The 16,055-nt window shown below is 51.0% G+C and carries 13 protein-coding genes; 5 read left to right on the forward strand and 8 right to left on the reverse strand.

The annotated features are described in order from the left end of the window. Nucleotides 1-222 precede the first annotated feature (222 nt). Nucleotides 223-1,320, reverse strand: coding sequence for an NADH:flavin oxidoreductase/NADH oxidase (locus SC206_RS17965; RefSeq protein WP_332739843.1), 1,098 nt, complete (start codon nt 1,318-1,320; stop codon nt 223-225). Nucleotides 1,321-1,511: 191 nt separating this feature from the next. Here SC206_RS17965 and trhO point away from each other — a divergent pair, with 191 nt between their 5' ends. Next, nucleotides 1,512-2,579: an oxygen-dependent tRNA uridine(34) hydroxylase TrhO gene (gene trhO, locus SC206_RS17970; RefSeq protein WP_332739336.1), complete on the forward strand. Its 1,068-nt coding sequence runs from the start codon at nt 1,512-1,514 to the stop codon at nt 2,577-2,579. Nucleotides 2,580-3,099: 520 nt separating this feature from the next. Next, nucleotides 3,100-4,575 carry a glycine betaine/L-proline transporter ProP gene (proP, locus tag SC206_RS17975; RefSeq protein WP_332739338.1) on the forward strand — a complete coding sequence of 492 codons (1,476 nt, stop codon included), beginning with the start codon at nt 3,100-3,102 and terminating at the stop codon, nt 4,573-4,575. A 118-nt stretch (nt 4,576-4,693) separates the two neighbouring features. On the opposite strand, the gene SC206_RS17980 is transcribed toward proP, so the two are convergent. From SC206_RS17980 to pyrC, 5 genes are all read right to left on the reverse strand, one after another. Beyond that, a complete protein-coding gene (locus SC206_RS17980) occupies nt 4,694-5,353 on the reverse strand; it encodes a response regulator transcription factor (protein ID WP_332739340.1) in 660 nt (219 codons plus the stop codon). Nucleotides 5,354-5,584: 231 nt separating this feature from the next. Then, nucleotides 5,585-6,706: an N-methyl-L-tryptophan oxidase gene (solA, locus tag SC206_RS17985; protein ID WP_332739342.1), complete on the reverse strand. Its 1,122-nt coding sequence runs from the start codon at nt 6,704-6,706 to the stop codon at nt 5,585-5,587. Between the two features lie 139 nt (nt 6,707-6,845). Next, a complete protein-coding gene (bssS, locus tag SC206_RS17990) occupies nt 6,846-7,100 on the reverse strand; it encodes a biofilm formation regulator BssS (RefSeq protein ID WP_332739344.1) in 255 nt (84 codons plus the stop codon). Between the two features lie 268 nt (nt 7,101-7,368). Further along, complete coding sequence (gene dinI, locus SC206_RS17995) at nt 7,369-7,626, reverse strand: DNA damage-inducible protein I (protein WP_332739347.1); 258 nt, start codon at nt 7,624-7,626, stop codon at nt 7,369-7,371. A gap of 118 nt (nt 7,627-7,744) precedes the next feature. After that, on the reverse strand, nt 7,745-8,794 hold the full coding sequence (gene pyrC, locus SC206_RS18000) for a dihydroorotase (protein WP_332739349.1): 1,050 nt from the start codon (nt 8,792-8,794) through the stop codon (nt 7,745-7,747). Between the two features lie 246 nt (nt 8,795-9,040). On the opposite strand from pyrC, the gene SC206_RS18005 reads away from it, so the two are divergent. Beyond that, the gene (locus SC206_RS18005; protein ID WP_332739351.1) at nt 9,041-9,328 is read left to right on the forward strand and encodes a putative quinol monooxygenase; all 288 of its coding nucleotides are present in this window, start codon (nt 9,041-9,043) and stop codon (nt 9,326-9,328) included. Between the two features lie 134 nt (nt 9,329-9,462). On the opposite strand, the gene rne is transcribed toward SC206_RS18005, so the two are convergent. Beyond that, on the reverse strand, nt 9,463-13,089 hold the full coding sequence (gene rne / locus SC206_RS18010) for a ribonuclease E (protein WP_332739353.1): 3,627 nt from the start codon (nt 13,087-13,089) through the stop codon (nt 9,463-9,465). Between the two features lie 621 nt (nt 13,090-13,710). Between rne and rluC the strand changes: the two genes are divergently transcribed. After that, nucleotides 13,711-14,667, forward strand: a complete 957-nt coding sequence (rluC, locus tag SC206_RS18015; protein WP_332739355.1) for a 23S rRNA pseudouridine(955/2504/2580) synthase RluC — start codon at nt 13,711-13,713, stop codon at nt 14,665-14,667. 105 nt (nt 14,668-14,772) lie between these two features. Here rluC and SC206_RS18020 read toward each other — a convergent pair whose 3' ends face one another. Beyond that, nucleotides 14,773-15,378: a Maf family protein gene (locus SC206_RS18020; protein ID WP_332739357.1), complete on the reverse strand. Its 606-nt coding sequence runs from the start codon at nt 15,376-15,378 to the stop codon at nt 14,773-14,775. A gap of 141 nt (nt 15,379-15,519) precedes the next feature. Between SC206_RS18020 and yceD the strand changes: the two genes are divergently transcribed. Beyond that, a complete protein-coding gene (gene yceD / locus SC206_RS18025; RefSeq protein WP_332739359.1) occupies nt 15,520-16,044 on the forward strand; it encodes a 23S rRNA accumulation protein YceD in 525 nt (174 codons plus the stop codon). The last annotated feature ends 11 nt before the right edge of the window (nt 16,045-16,055 follow it).

Below are 16,055 nucleotides of genomic sequence, written 5' to 3' on the forward strand. Positions count from 1 at the left end.
TCCCTATCTCAAATTCCTCATCAGGTTCTGGCTATGCAACGCTAGCGAATTGAATATTGTTAAACAACCTTCATTTGTCAATCTCATGAAGCGAATATGCAGTGATAAAGCAGAAAACTGCCAGTAAATGGCCATTTTTAGGCTTAAATCCATAAAAAAGGACGCCATAAGCAGGCGTCCTCGAAAATTAAGTGATATGAAATTTATGTAATCGAAAAATGCTTATTCAGATTTAAACAGGCCTTTCACATCATGCGGCTCGCAGCGCCAGTACTGTTTTGGTGCACTGACTTTCACACCCAGCTTGGCAGCGGCATGCCACGGCCAGCGCGGATCGTAGAGAATACCGCGCGCCAGTGCCACCATATCGGCTTCACCGGTGGCAATCACCGCCTCTGCCTGCTCAGGTTCGGTTATCAGACCTACTGCAATAACCGGCATCTTGACGGCCTGCTTGATCGTGTGCGCGAAAGGCACCTGATAGTTAGGGCCGACAGAGATTTGCTGTTCGGTGGAAAGGCCGCCGCTCGAAACGTGGATATAGCTGCAACCCAGTTTCTCCAGCACCTTCGCCAATTCGGCCGATTGCTCGACGTCCCAGCCGCCTTCCACCCAGTCGCTGGCAGATATACGGACGCCGATCGGTTTATCATTCGAAAATACTTCGCGAACTTCCTGATAAATCTCCAGCAACAAACGAATACGATTTTCGAATGAACCGCCATATTGGTCCTGACGTTTATTGGCCAGCGGAGAGAGGAACTGGTGCAGCAGGTAGCCGTGCGCGCCGTGGAGTTCGATCAGGTCAAAGCCCAGCCTTTCGGCACGTTTGGCGCTTTCAACGAAAGCCTTTTTGAATTCGGCAATGCGTTCGAGCGACATCGCTTCTGGCGCAGCGTCGGTATCGGCAAAGGCGACGTCAGAAGGTGCTACGGTTTGCCAACCGCCGTTTTCGATACTAATTTGCTTGCCGCCTTCCCACGGCACCTGACAGGAGGCTTTACGGCCCGCGTGGCCAAGCTGAATGCCCAGCGCAATGTGGCTGTTCTCGCGAAGAGAAGTCACGACATCATGCAGCGCCTTTTCGGTTTCATCGTTCCACAGCCCCAAATCTCCCGGCGAGATACGGCCCACGGCTTCTACGGCGGTAGCTTCGAGAATCAATAAACCCGCGCCCGAGAAGGAGAGTTGACCCAAATGGGCATGGTGCCAGGAGGTTGCTTTGCCGTTATCCGCCGAGTATTGGCACATCGGCGCGATAACAATACGGTTTTCTAACGAAAGTGAACCTAGTTTAATGCCTTCAAATAACTTGCTCATCATGACCTCGAATGCGTTTTTGATAACAAAATAAGAATAGCAAAAGGAAAATGCCCATCGAGGCAATACCTTTGCCAAACGCAATTTGCGTTTGTGAAGCTTTAATCCCGGTGGCGGTTTCAGGTATGATAGCGCCGCTTTAATTTTTACTCTGCTTAGAATAGCCTCAACGAAAGACAGGAAAGTACACCATGCCAGTGTTACATAACCGAATTTCCAACGAGGAACTGAAGGCGCGCATGCTGGCCGAAACCGAGCCGCGCACGACAGTTTCTTTTTATAAATACTTTCATCTCGATGATCCGAAAGCGTTTCGCGATCGGCTCTACCTCGATCTGGTTAAGTTAAATGTTTTTGGGCGCATTTATGTGGCTAAAGAAGGCATCAATGCCCAAATTAGCGTTCCCCAAAGCCAGTACGAGGCCTTTAAAACGCACCTTTTCGCCTGCCATCCGGCTTTCGACAACATTCGTCTCAACGTTGCGCTGGAAGATGACGGCAAGTCCTTCTGGGTGCTGCGTTTTAAAGTGCGTGAACGTATTGTAGCCGATGGTATCGACGACGAGACTTTTGATCCTTCCAACGTGGGCGAATACCTCAAGGCGGAACAGGTCAATGCAATGATTGACGATCCCGATGCGCTGTTTGTGGATATGCGTAACCACTACGAATACGAAGTGGGGCATTTTGACCAGGCGATTGAAGTGCCGTCCGACACTTTCCGCGATCAGCTGCCGATGGCCGTTGACATGCTGAAAGAAGATAAAGACAAAAAAATCGTCATGTACTGCACCGGCGGGATCCGCTGCGAAAAAGCCAGCGCCTACATGCTGCATAACGGCTTCAAAAATGTGTATCACGTTGAAGGCGGGATTATCGAGTACGCGCGTCGTGCCAATGAGCAGGGCCTGCCGGTCAAGTTCAAGGGCAAGAACTTTGTGTTTGACGAGCGAATGGGCGAGCGAATCTCCGATGACGTGATTGCCAACTGTCACCAGTGCGGCGCGGAGTGTGATAATCACACCAACTGCCTGAATGACGGCTGTCACCTGCTGTTTATTCAGTGCCCGAGCTGCGCGGCCAAGTTTGACGGCTGTTGCAGCGAGATTTGCCAAACCGAGCTGAAATTGCCGCCTGAACAGCAGCGCGCGCTGCGTGCGGGCCGCGAGAATGGCAATAAAATCTTCAACAAGTCTAAAGGCCTGTTGCAGACCACGATGCACATTCCCGAACCAAAAGATGCCGCTGCGCAAGAGTGATGCGCGCAACGTGTTAAGTTAAAAATTGAGCAGGCCTGCCGTCTCGCGGGCTTGCTCAATGACCTTTCTATCTTGATTCTCTCCTCGCTCTTTTATCCTGTATTTACTCAACTCCACAGCGCTTTCCTCGACTGACACTTCCTGAATTTTCTACTTAAAGTATAAATTTTCACCCTAATAACTTTCTCAAATATTGATGATTTGAGGTCTATACTTTGTCTATTAGTCAAGATTTAGGGTGAAAATCATCTAAAAACGCCGATAAACCCCCAAAACTTGACCCTTATCACAATTTTGTATAGGTTAAAGATCTGTAAATTTGCGCTTTATGGTCGAAAGTGGCACGAAATTTAATTCTGCATTTATCGACTTTTTTAGTGGAAAGTAAAACGCTGCTGCATAGCTCTCGCGTCATGTTTATCTGGGCTGATTTAATATTGCCTTGAATAAACCACTCTGCCGGGAAGCGAAAGCTATGATGCTGCACTGATAATAATGAGTAGCAACATTGAGGTAATTTATGAAAGATTCCAGCGAATCTCATACTTCACACATCAAATTTTGGCGCAAAAGAAACAAGCCGGAACTGACTCTGGACGACATCACCATCGTAGACCGCAAAATGCTGCACCGCGCCGTTGGCGCTGCGGCACTCGGTAATGCGATGGAGTGGTTCGACTTTGGCGTATACAGCTTTTTAGCCGTCACTATCGGCCACGTCTTTTTCCCGAGCGGTAGCGCGTCCGCCCAGCTTATCGCCGCCTTTGCCACCTTTGCCGCGGCGTTTTTAGTGCGTCCGTTGGGTGGTCTGGTATTCGGCCCGCTGGGTGACCGAATTGGTCGTCAGAAAGTGCTCGCCTTCACCATGATCATGATGGCAGCCGGGACTTTCAGTATCGGTTTGATCCCAAGCTATGAGCGTATCGGTATCGCGGCGCCTATTTTGCTGCTGGTGGCGCGACTGGTGCAGGGCTTCTCGACCGGCGGCGAGTACGGCGGAGCGGCGACCTTTATTGCTGAATACTCCACCGACAAGCGTCGTGGTTTTATGGGCAGCTGGCTGGAATTTGGTACTCTCGGCGGCTATCTGCTGGGTGCAGGTCTGGTTACCGGCCTGACGGCGTTAATGTCGGCCGATCAGCTGCTGAATTGGGGCTGGCGTATTCCGTTCTTTATCGCCGCGCCGCTGGGCCTGTTTGGTCTTTATATCCGCTTGAAGCTTGAAGAAACGCCAGCGTTTAAGAAACATATGGAGAAACAGGACCAGATTGAGGACAGCAAGCCGCGTCAAACGCTGTTCGAGATGCTGCGTCAGTACTGGCGTCCGATGCTGCAATGTATTGGTTTGGTGCTGCTGTTTAACGTTTCCAACTATATGCTGACCTCTTACATGCCGAGTTATCTGACCAGCGTGCTGGGGATGAGCGAGCTTAGCGGACTGATGCTGATCATTGTGGTGATGTTTATCATGATGCCGCTGACGCTGCTGCTGGGTTATTCGAACGACCGTCTAGGCCGTAAACCTGTGCTGCTGGCCGGTGCGATGGGCCTGATTCTGTTCTCGATTCCGGCGCTCATGCTGATTGGTAATGGCTCGATGTGGGGCGTATTTGGCGGCTTGATGCTGCTGGGTCTGGTGCATACCTGTTTCACCGGTACTATGCCTTCTGCGCTGCCGTCGCTGTTCACCACCAACACGCGTTACAGCTCGCTGGCGATTGGTTTTAACATCTCTGTTTCGCTATTCGGAGGCACGACACCGCTGCTGACCTCCTGGCTGGTTTCCGAAACGGGCAATATTATGGTCCCTGCCTACTACCTGATGGGTGCCGCCGTGATTGGCGCGATTACCGTCTTCTCGTTGAAAGAGACGGCGCGTAAGCCATTAATCGGCTCGGCTCCGGCCGTCGCCAGTAAAGAAGAGGCGAAAACGCTGCTTAAGAAGCTGCAACTGCGTCGCAAGAAAAAGGAAGCAGATAAAGCCGTCAGTCATTAAGACAATAAAAAAGGCTACCGTTTGGTAGCCTTTTTTATGTATAGCGCGGATAGCCGAATAATAATTAGCATCAAACAGCGTGAGATTGATTAGCTTAACCCGTAACAGTTATAAATTATTAGCGAATAAGCGCGAGGATATCCTCTTTAGTTTGTCGACTTAGTGGACGTTGCGCCGACGGATTAATCGGCCAGTAGAAATATTTGATAATGTTATAAATAAAACAAAACTCCAGCCTGTTTCTGACTTTAATTTTTTGCGTGATATGCCTTTTATGCACGTAAACGGTTCTATTACTGATATTAAGCTTTCGGGCGATACGATAATTGGGGACTTCGGCCATCCAGTCATTCAGTACCAGCAGTTCCTGATCGCTATAGATTGAGAAAGGCTGAGTACAGACCTGCAGGGTGCGACAAAAGGTAACCTGAGCAATAATCTCCTCAAAGACCGCCTCTACGCGCTGTTTACGCAGCATCAAGAAGTTCTCGGCTACCATAATGGGCTCGTCATTATCAGGATAGTTGGCATCGAGATAACAATATATTTTACTTGTCCGTCTAAATTTCAAAAAGGCATTGATGTCGGGATTGATATGCGCGCAGTGACAATGTTGGGTCATATTTATCAATATTATATCTGGCTTATATAAAGGCACGTTAATCAATGCTTGTTGAAGGTTAATAACGTCTAGTACGTCAATTTTCGGCGTATCGATGAGCATTGAAATCATGCCGAGCCGCATAAAGCCACAGGGTTCTACAATAAGGATCTTCATGGATGACATCCTTGTAATTATTTTTTTAGAGAAAGGAGATGACCACTCCAGTGATCGGCTAGACGGAGAATAGAGGTTGATAACAGTGAAAGTCAAATAAATGCAATAAAATGGCATTTATTATAAATACGGTAAATATAAAGATACAAAATCATTCACCAACAATATTAATTGGCGAATGATTATTTAATTAATTAAATTTTAGCCGGCTAGCTTTATTTAATGAGTTAGTTAATTAGGGGTAAAGCGAGACAGCGAAAACGGCGTCATATCCGCCTTAGGCGGCAGATCTTGCGCAAACAGCGCGACGGTTTCGCCCAGCGCGCTGGCAAATTTGAAACCGTGGCCGCTAAGCCCTGAAATTACCAGCGTATTAGCGTGTTGTGGAACGCGGTCAATAATAAAATCTTCATCGGCGGTAACGTCGTAGGTGCAGGCCGCGCCATGCAGACAAACGCCGACGCCCGGCAGAAATTGGCGCAGGAAGCCAAACACTTCGCGACCATCTTCCGCCACGCTGCCAAACGGTTTGCGCTCTTTTTGCGAATTAATTGGCTGGCCGCCGTTGTGCTTGCCGAGTTTAAGGCTGTCTTTGACCGACGGAAAACCGTAAAACTGATCGCCCGCCTCGGTTTCGACGGTAAAGGCGGGGAAATGATTCTCTTCGCTGTAGCGCCCGTCGGCCTGATGCCAGGCAAAAACTTTGCGCATCGGCGTCATTGGCAGGTCAGGCAGGAATTTTTTCACCCAGGTTCCGGCGGTCAACGCTAATTTCGGCGCGCGATATTCCCCTTCGCTGGTAACCACCACGGCAACATCACCTTCATAGTAAATGCTGTCGACAGGGCAGTTGAACAGTTGCGCGCAGCCTGCTTCACGGGCCAATCGAATATAACCTTCGATCGCTTTTTCGCAATAAAGATAGCCGGAATCAGGTTCAAACACGCCGCTGTAGCCGTCGGGCACGGTAAGCTGCGGCCATTTGTGGCGGATTTGCTCGGCATTCAATGCCTGAGTATTAAGATTGAATTCGCGGGCGCTGGATTTCACGTTGGCGATAAATTCGGAGCCTTGAGGCCCAATATTGATCACGCCGCACGAGCGAAATATCTCTTCGCCGGTCAGTACCGTCAGCTCATTCCACAGCGCCTGCGCGCGTAAGACCAGCGGCACGTAGCGCGCGCCTTCGCCATAGGCGTGACGAATAATCCGCGTTTCGCCGTGGTGACTGCCTTCCTTGTGCGGCGGCATGGCGCTGTCGATCATCAACACCTTGAGTCCGGCGCGAGTAGCATAAAAGCCGGCGGCGGCGCCTACCGATCCGCTGCCCACCACAATAAGGTCATAATCCATCAGTCGACGGCTCCTCGATAAAATTAAAGAAGGGTATCAGGCATGATAGTGATGTTTGCGGGAGGATAGCAAGGCAGAAAAGGGCATTAAAAAAGGCACCTCGAGGGGTTCGAAGGTGCCTTAGTCTAGCAGTTCAAGCTTAGTGTTTACGCTGTTCAATGTACTCGTACTCATTTGATTCGATCTTTTCAATGCCGGCTTCAAGGATATTAATCAGTTGCCGCGCAACATCGGTAGTTAACCATAAAGTTCTATCTACCTGAGCGTCTGCGGTCGGTTGGTCTTTTGAAGACAGGTAATGAAGACGTATCATCATGGCATCGTAGGAATCGACGGTACTAATATCCCAACCAACAAGCGGATGGGTCTGGATTACTTCGTCATTTCTGTCCATATAGACCCCTTATCTTGTAGTGACTAGCGTGAGTGACTATCGAGGATCAATGCGGCTCATCATCAAGTGAGCAAATTAAGTATAAGCATTTATGGACTTTATGGCATAAAAATCGCGTATTTAGTTGTAAATATTTAGCGCGGTACAAAATGTAGGCGAGAAACGTAGGCGGCGGGCAGTAAAAAAAATCTAAAAAAAAGCCGGACAGCGACGCCCGGCAAAAACTGGTACTTGGCTTTTAAAGCCTGATTGTTATCGATTTATAAGGTTAGCTGTCCGGCATCTCTACGGAGAACCAGTCATCGGCGCTCTCCCAGGTTTCTTGCAGGATCTCTTCAATAATATCTTTGTCGGGTTTGGCACCACCCAACACCGTTAAACTGTTGGCGCTGGCGTAACGCACTTGAACGCTGTGCTCGCCATCGGGGAATTTTTTACCAATACGTTTGCTTAATTCACCTGACAAGGCTTCCAATGCCCCCGTCGGTAAAGGTTTTCGCTTGTCGACACAGACTTCAATACGCATAACTGTCCCTCCGTATAATTCTTACTGTGAATATATACAGTTATTTTAACGAGAGCAAGAGAGCAACGCAGAAATAACGGGAAGGCGATGACCTTCCCGTTGAAGTAAGAGAGGGATTTTAGAAAGCGGTCACTTTCCAGTTCAGCGTCTGACCGGCCAGGAATGGCACGATGACATCATCGCCCAACGGCAAAGTTTCAGGCTGGGTAACCTGAGTGCGGGTCAGCTCGACGGTGCCTTCGTTCAATGGCAAGCCATAGAAATTCGGGCCGTTCTCGGAACAGAACGCTTCGAAGTGTTGCAGCGCGTTCATCTCTTCAAACACGGTCGCGTAGGCCGACAGGGCCAACGGCGCATTAAAACAGCCCGCACAGCCACAGCTGGACTCTTTCAGATGCTTGGCGTGTGGCGCGGAATCCGTACCGAGGAAGAAGCGCGAGTTACCGCTGGCGATAACTTCACGCAGCGCCTGCTGGTGGATGTTGCGCTTCAGAATCGGCAGGCAGAACAGGTGAGGGCGCACGCCGCCAACCAGCATGTGGTTGCGGTTGAACATCAGGTGCTGTGGCGTAATAGTAGCGCCCAGATAATCATTACCGGCCAGCACGTACTGCGCGGCTTCTTTGGTGGTGATGTGCTCGAACACCACTTTCAGCTCTGGGAACTGACGACGAACCGGATCCATCACTTCATCGATGAAACGCGCTTCGCGGTCAAAAATATCCACGTCCTGATGCGTCACTTCGCCGTGAATCAGCAAAGGCATGCCGATTTTCTGCATGCGTTCCAACACCGGATAGATGCCTTTAACGTCAGTTACGCCGTGGCTGGAGTTGGTGGTCGCATTGGCCGGATAGAGTTTCGCCGCGGTAAACACCCCCTGCTCGAAACCGCGTGACAGCTCGTCCGGATCCAGTGAATCGGTCAGGTAGCAGGTCATTAACGGGCTGAATTTGTGGCTGGCAGGAATGGCGGCTTCGATACGGGTGCGATAGGCGATAGCGGCTTCGACAGTGGTCACCGGCGGCGTCAGGTTTGGCATCACAATGGCACGGCCAAAAACTTCGCTGGTGTACGGCAGCACGCTATTTAGCACGACGTCGTCACGAAGGTGAATGTGCCAGTCGTCTGGGCGGCGTATTTTCAAAACTTGCGGTGTGGCGGTCATGTTACAAACTCCGGCATTGAGAGACAGGACGGTCGAATCAGGTGCGGTAATGGGAGCATTAACGGCGGGGAACAAGGATAAGCGCAAAATGTAAAGGATGCATCACTTTGTTAAGCTAACATTGAAAACAGTGCCGATTGGCGCGCCGGGTTAGGCCCAATTATTAGGGATACTTAATTCAGCGCGTCGAATAGAAGAGAGATTTATTCGCTAGCGTATTAAATGCTATCTAACAGGAGTGAAATCATGGAAGTCAGAATCGTTGCCCCACTTACCGTAAAGCCTGAATTCGTTGCAGAAGTGACTCAAGCGCTGCTGGCAATCGTTGCCGCCAGCCGCGAAGAGTTGGGCTGCTTACAGTATGATCTGCATCGTGAAATCGACAGCGAAAACAGCTTTGTGTTTTATGAGCGCTGGCGTTCGCAAGAGGCCGTCGAGCAGCATGAGCAAAGCGCGCATTTCCAGCACTTTGTGAGTCAGCTTGAAGGCAAGCTGGAAAAAATCGAAATTAAAAAGATGAAGCTCTTTGCCTGATTTATTTTAGTTCTCAGAGACATTCTATCCGAGACCTCGATAAATAAGAGCCATAAAAAAACCCGCCATTGGCGGGTTTTTAGTTATAAAAGCGTTTAATTACAAACGCTTTTATTTTCAAAGGTCATGCGACGTTATTCTGGCTTGGTTGCCGGAGCCGTTGCAGTTGCCGCTGCGGAATGACCGCCAGCAGAACCTTTCCCTTCGAAATCATACGCTGGACGAACCCAATCACTGAAGCGTGGCGCTTCGGCAACGTAGGCCGGTGCCGGTGCTTTGGTCATTGGCGCCGTAGCGTGATGCTTGAAGCGAGGCTGAACGGTCGAAGACGGCTCGGCATTCACTGGCGCAACAGGCTGCTGCACGGGGGCAACAGGCGCTGGAGAAGCTGGAATGTCGATAGACGGCGCTTCAGCTTCGGTTGCCTGAATACCCGCAACCTGTAGCTCAACGGCCGGTTCCGGCGTTTTCACTGCTTCAACTTTATGCTCGGCTTCAACGACCGGCTCGACAGCTTTTGGTTCTGCTACAGGTTCTACAGCAGCTTCAACAGCTTTCGGCTCGGCAACTGCGGTAACAGGTTCTACCGGTGCAACAATCGTTGGCTCGGTAGGCTGTGGCGCAGGCACTTCTGCATTGGTCGCTTCGAGCGTCGTTGGCTCAACCACGTGTGGCTGGGCGGCAACGGGATTTTCAGCCTTGATGGCTTCCACTTCCTGCTCGATAACTTCCTGTGCTTCCTGGAAGGTCACGGTGTTGGTCGCAACGCGAGGCGCTTCGACTGGCGCAGCCTGCTGAACCGCCGGTGCAGCTTCAACGACAGGTTTAACTTCTGTCGCAGCTGGCGTATTAGCCTGGGCAATAGCAACTTGCTCGGTCAATACGGCGGCCTCAACAGCGGGTTCTGCCTGTGGCTGAGTCTGTTCAACTTGAGGCTGAACCTGCTCGGTTGGCTGAGCAACTGGATAAGAGATCCACACTTTGCCTGACGCCATTTCCGGTGAAACAAACGCACCAGCCAGCGGCATTGGCGACTGAGTCGGGTAACGCTCGTCACGATAGCGACGACGACGCTGACCGCTCACACGCAGATGACGCGGGGAACGACGTGAACGACGCGGCATACCGTTTTCACGGTTGTCGCTCTGCGCATCTTCAGCTTCGGCTTCGTTGCTGGCTTCGGCGTGTTGAGCAGGTTCGTAGGTCGGTGCTTCAACGGCTTTCGGCTCTGGCGCACGTTCAGCTGGCTTCACGCCAGTGATCAGCATTTGCGCGGCATCTTCAACATCCTGGTCCACGACTTCGGATTCGAAACGAATCTTCTGATTCAACGGACGACGCTGGCGACGCTGCGACGGCATACGATCTTCATCTTCGACCGGCGCGGCAACAGGGGCTGCAACGGCTTCTTCAACGATAGCCACTTCAGCCGGTTTTTCTTCCTGCTGAGGTTTACGACGGTCATCGTTGCGACGACGAGAACGATCGCCACGTTCGCGACGAGGCTGTTGCTGCTGCTCTTCACGAGCACCCGTGGTGTCGATATCTTGTGCGACTGAATCAACAACTACGTCGGTACGGTCGGTACGGTCGGTACGGTCGGTACGGTCGGTACGACCATCGCTCCGCGAGGAGCGGTCAGATCTACCATTAGTGCTGTCGGTACGGCTGTCGGTACGACCGTCGGTACGACCATCGTTCCGTTCGGAACGATCAGATCTACCATTAGAACGGTCGGAACGATCAGATCTACCATTAGAACGTTCGCCACGCCCTTCACCACGTGTATCGGTACGTTCGCCACGATCACTACTACGACCTTCACCACGCTCACCATTACGGGTATCCGTGCGCTCGCCACGTTCGCCATTGCGATCACGACGCGTGCCTTGACGACGCTGGTTGCGACGCTCATTGCTGCGACGAGTTTCCGTTTCGGCTGGCGTTTCTGGCTGAACTTCTTTAACCGTTTCAACCGGTTTGGCTTCTGGCGCTGGCTCGGAAGCAAACAGATTTTTCAGGCCGCCAAGCAGTTTGCTCATAAAGCCGGTTTTCGCCGGAGCGGCAGCGGCTGGAGCAGCATTCACAGAGGCAGTACGCGTTTGCACTGGCTGAGCAGCGGCAACAGGTTGTTCGTAAACCGGCGGTGCTTCGGCTGGCAGGGCGAAAGTCGCCAGAGCAGGCTGCTCGGGACGTTTACGCTCGGCAGGCAACTCTTCGGAAGGTTGCAGCATTTCGGCTTCGTGAACCTGTGGCAACAGGTAGCTCAGCGTTGAAGACTCTTCGCCTTTACGCACGCGCAGCACGTGATAGTGCGGAGTCTGCATCTGGTCGTTAGGCACGATAACCGCGCGCACACCGCCCTGACGTTTCTCGATGGCGTTAACCGCTTCACGTTTTTCGTTCAGCAGGTAAGAGGCGATCGGCACTGGCACGATAGCGTGAACTTCTTTGGTGTTCTCTTTCAGCGCTTCTTCTTCAATCAGACGCAGAATAGAGAGCGACAGCGATTCGTTGTCACGCACGGTGCCGGTACCGCCACAGCGTGGGCAGACGTGGTGAGTCGATTCACCCAGTGACGGGCTCAGGCGCTGACGGGACATCTCCAGCAGGCCAAAGCGTGAAATACGGCCAATCTGGATGCGCGCACGGTCTTGGCGCACGGCATCACGCAGGCGGTTTTCAACTTCGCGCTGGTGACGAACCGGGGTCATATCGATGTAATCGATAACGATCAGGCCGCCAAGGTCGCGCAGACGCAGCTGACGGGCAATTTCGTCGGCCGCTTCAAGGTTGGTGTTAAACGCGGTCTCTTCAATGTCGCCGCCGCGGGTAGCGCGCGCCGAGTTGATGTCGATAGCGGTCAGGGCTTCGGTGGTATCGATAACAATTGAACCACCGGAAGGCAGGCGAACTTCACGCTGGAAAGCGGATTCGATCTGCGATTCGATTTGATAATGGCTGAACAGCGGGATTTCGCCGACGTACGGCTTGATTTTGCTGCTGAAATCCGGACGACCCAGCGCCGCGATGTGCTCTTTTGCGAGCTCAAGCACTTTCGGGTTGTCGATCAGGATTTCGCCGATGTCAGGACGCAGATAGTCGCGGAAGGCGCGGACAATCACGTTGCTTTCCTGGTGGATCAGGAACGGAGCAGGGCGGCCTTCAGCGGCTTTCTTGATGGCATCCCAGTGCTTCATACGGAAGCTCAGGTCCCATTGCAGCGCGTCGGCAGACTTGCCAACACCGGCGGTACGGACGATAAGACCCATGCCATCTGGCAGTTGCAGGGAAGAAAGCGCTTCTTTTAATTCGGTACGGTCATCACCTTCAATCCGGCGGGAAATTCCCCCAGCGCGCGGGTTGTTAGGCATTAACACTAAATAGCTGCCGGCCAGACTGATAAACGTCGTCAGTGCTGCGCCTTTATTTCCACGTTCTTCTTTATCTACCTGAACAATAACTTCCTGACCTTCACGCAGAACATCTTTGATGTTTGGACGGCCATGATTGGAATAATTGCTGGGAAAGTATTCGCGGGCGATTTCTTTGAGAGGGAGAAAACCATGTCTTTCCGCACCATAATCAACAAATGCTGCTTCTAGGCTTGGTTCTATGCGGGTGATTTTACCTTTGTAAATATTGGCTTTTTTCTGCTCGTGGCCAGGACTTTCAATATCCAGATCATACAGTCGCTGTCCATCAACAAGAGCAACGCGCAACTCTTCTTGCTGAGTTGCGTTAATCAACATTCTTTTCATCTTTAACTTACTCGTTATTTTTGCATTATTGTCAGAACTGCGGGCAAAATAATCGCTATGGCCAAATAAGAACCGTTGGCCCCGAGTCTTCTCGCATAGTCGTCAACCTCCCGGTTGTCGCCTGCATAGGGGCGCATTATTTTCGGTAAGCCTGCTTCTGCCGCGTTAATCTTTAAAAGATATATAACTGCAGCTGAACGAAAGCAGGACTTTTATTGGGGAATCGCTTCTGATTATAGGTAGCCAGATCACATTCCATTTGTCGGCCAAGCTGCAACCCGCAGCCCGCTAATTGCTTGATTTCACATTACGTCTTACGCCATTGCTGCGTTTTTGTGCTATCAGCAAATCTATCATTCCAGCGTTTTCCCTAAGTTCAAGAGAATCAACGCGGAAGTGAGTTCATTATTCCATTGCTCGTACTGATATAGCAAGGTGACTTTTAACTGTTGGTAAAGTTTATTTAACACCTTTGAACGGCCTCACACCGCCATTATTGGCTGAATAAATTGCCGCTTTTAAGTAATCCTCCTCGGTTACTGGTAAGATTAGAGTTAAGCACATAAAATTCCGCGGCGCGATCCCCGCTTCAATATTTAGAATCATCTAGAATCATGGCCAATGAAAACTGAGAATCCAACTGTACAATTAATCCCCATTACCGAAGAAGAAGCCGGACAGCGAATTGATAACTTTTTGCGCACCTTTTTGAAAGGCGTGCCGAAAAGCATGATTTATCGTATTTTGCGAAAAGGCGAAGTGCGGGTAAATAAGAAGCGAATCAAGCCGGAATATAAATTACTGGCCGGTGATGAAGTGCGCGTGCCGCCGGTGCGTGTGGCTGAACGTGAAGATGCGCCGGTGTCGGCCAAGCTCGATAAAGTGGCGGCGCTCGAACACTGCATTCTTTATGAAGACGATCACCTGCTTATTTTGAACAAACCTTCCGGAACCGCCGTGCACGGTGGCAGCGGATTAAGTTTTGGCGTGATTGAAGGCCTGCGCGCGCTGCGCCCCGATGCCCGTTTCCTCGAGCTGGTTCATCGCCTCGACCGCGATACCTCCGGCGTGCTGCTGGTCGCCAAAAAACGTTCTGCACTGCGTTCGCTCCACGAGCAGCTGCGTTTGAAAACCATGCAAAAAGATTACCTGGCGCTGGTGCGCGGCGAATGGCAGTCGCACTGTAAAGTGGTGCAGGCGCCGCTGCTGAAAAATATTTTGCAGAGCGGCGAACGTATCGTTCGGGTGAACAGCGAAGGCAAGCCTTCAGAAACGCGTTTCAAAATCGAAGAGAAATATGCGTTCGCGACGCTGGTAAAATGTAGCCCGGTTACCGGACGCACCCACCAGATCCGCGTACACACGCTGCATGCCGGCCACCCGATTGCCTTCGACGATCGCTATGGCGACCGCGAATTTGACGCCCAGCTGGCGGGCAGCGGCATTAATCGCCTGTTCCTGCACGCCGCCGCGCTGCGTTTCGAACATCCGGGCACCGGCGAAACCATGCGTATCGAAGCCCCGCTGGAGCCGAAACTGCGTAATGCGTTAACCAAACTGCGTAAAACGGCTAAATAAGCTTTTTAGTCGCGAGTTGGTTTCGTTAAATGTGCCAGGCAAATCGCGCCCCTTCTCTTTTTCATCCCTCTACAAAAGGAAGAAAAAGGAAATAGGGCGCTTTTTTTATGCCTGCGCCGTGAGCGGATTAATACCGTGCTCGCGCAGCAGGCCGAGCAGGGCGATAAGCGGCAGGCCAATCAAGGTATTCGGATCGCGTCCTTCAAGTTTTTCAAACAGGCTGATGCCTAATCCTTCGCATTTGAAACTTCCCGCGCAGTCGTAGGGCTGCTCCAGATTGAGATAACCAACAATCTCCTGCGGCTCAAGCGCTCTAAAATGCACGTCGAAAGGCTCGCATAATACCTTGGCATTGCCGCTGTCGCTGTCGAGCAGGCACAGGCCGGTATAAAAGCTGACTTTTTTACCGCTCGCCATTGTTAATTGACGCTCGGCATTTTCGAACGTGTGAGGTTTGCCGAGGATCGTTTCGTCGATCACACAGACCTGATCAGATCCAATAATCAGATATCCCGGATATTTTGCCGCCAGCGCGCGCGCTTTTTGCTCGGCCAAACGCTTGACCAGAGAAATCGCCGATTCACCGGCAAGCGCCGTTTCATCGATGTCTGGCGCGTCGCAGCTGAATTTTAAGGTGGTTTTTTCAAGAATGGCGCGGCGATAGGCGGATGTGGAAGCCAGAAGGATCCTTTTTTCTCTTATTGTTTGCATAATTTTTTTCACAAAGCATGGCGTTATTGAATTACCCATTTTAAACTGTCCGCCGCTGAGGAAGCGAATATTGGTGAAAGGCGCTATAAAATGCCCTTTTTCTTTGACTCTACGTCGTTACAAAGTTAATATGCGCGCCCTATGCAAAAAGTAAAATTACCCCTGACCGTTGATGGTGTTCGCACCGCTCAGAAGCGTTTAGACTACATTGGAGTCTACGACGCCGAACAAGTGACGCGAGTTGCTGCATCGGTGGTCAGTGTGGATTCAGATGTTCAAACCTCTTTGTCGTTTGATATCGACAATCAAAAGCTGGCCGTTATTAAAGGTCAGTCTGAAGTCACTGTAACTCTGGAATGCCAGAGATGTGGCAAGACGTTCGAGCATCAGGTTCACACAACATATTGTTTTAGTCCTGTTAAGAATGATGAGCAGGCTGAAGCATTACCGGAAGCTTACGAGCCGATCGAAGTTGACTCCTTTGGCGAAGTCGATTTGCTGGCAATGATTGAAGACGAAATTATTCTTTCACTGCCTGTGGTTCCGGTACATGATTCTGAACACTGTGAAGTGTCCGACGCGGAAATGGTATTTGGTAAACTGCCTCCAGAGGCCGAGAAACCGAATCCGTTCTCCGTATTAGCGAGTTTAAAGAAAAGTAATTAAGGAGTAAGGTC

Source organism: Rouxiella sp. T17, assembly GCF_036663475.1.
In the GTDB taxonomy this organism is placed as follows: domain Bacteria; phylum Pseudomonadota; class Gammaproteobacteria; order Enterobacterales; family Enterobacteriaceae; genus Rouxiella.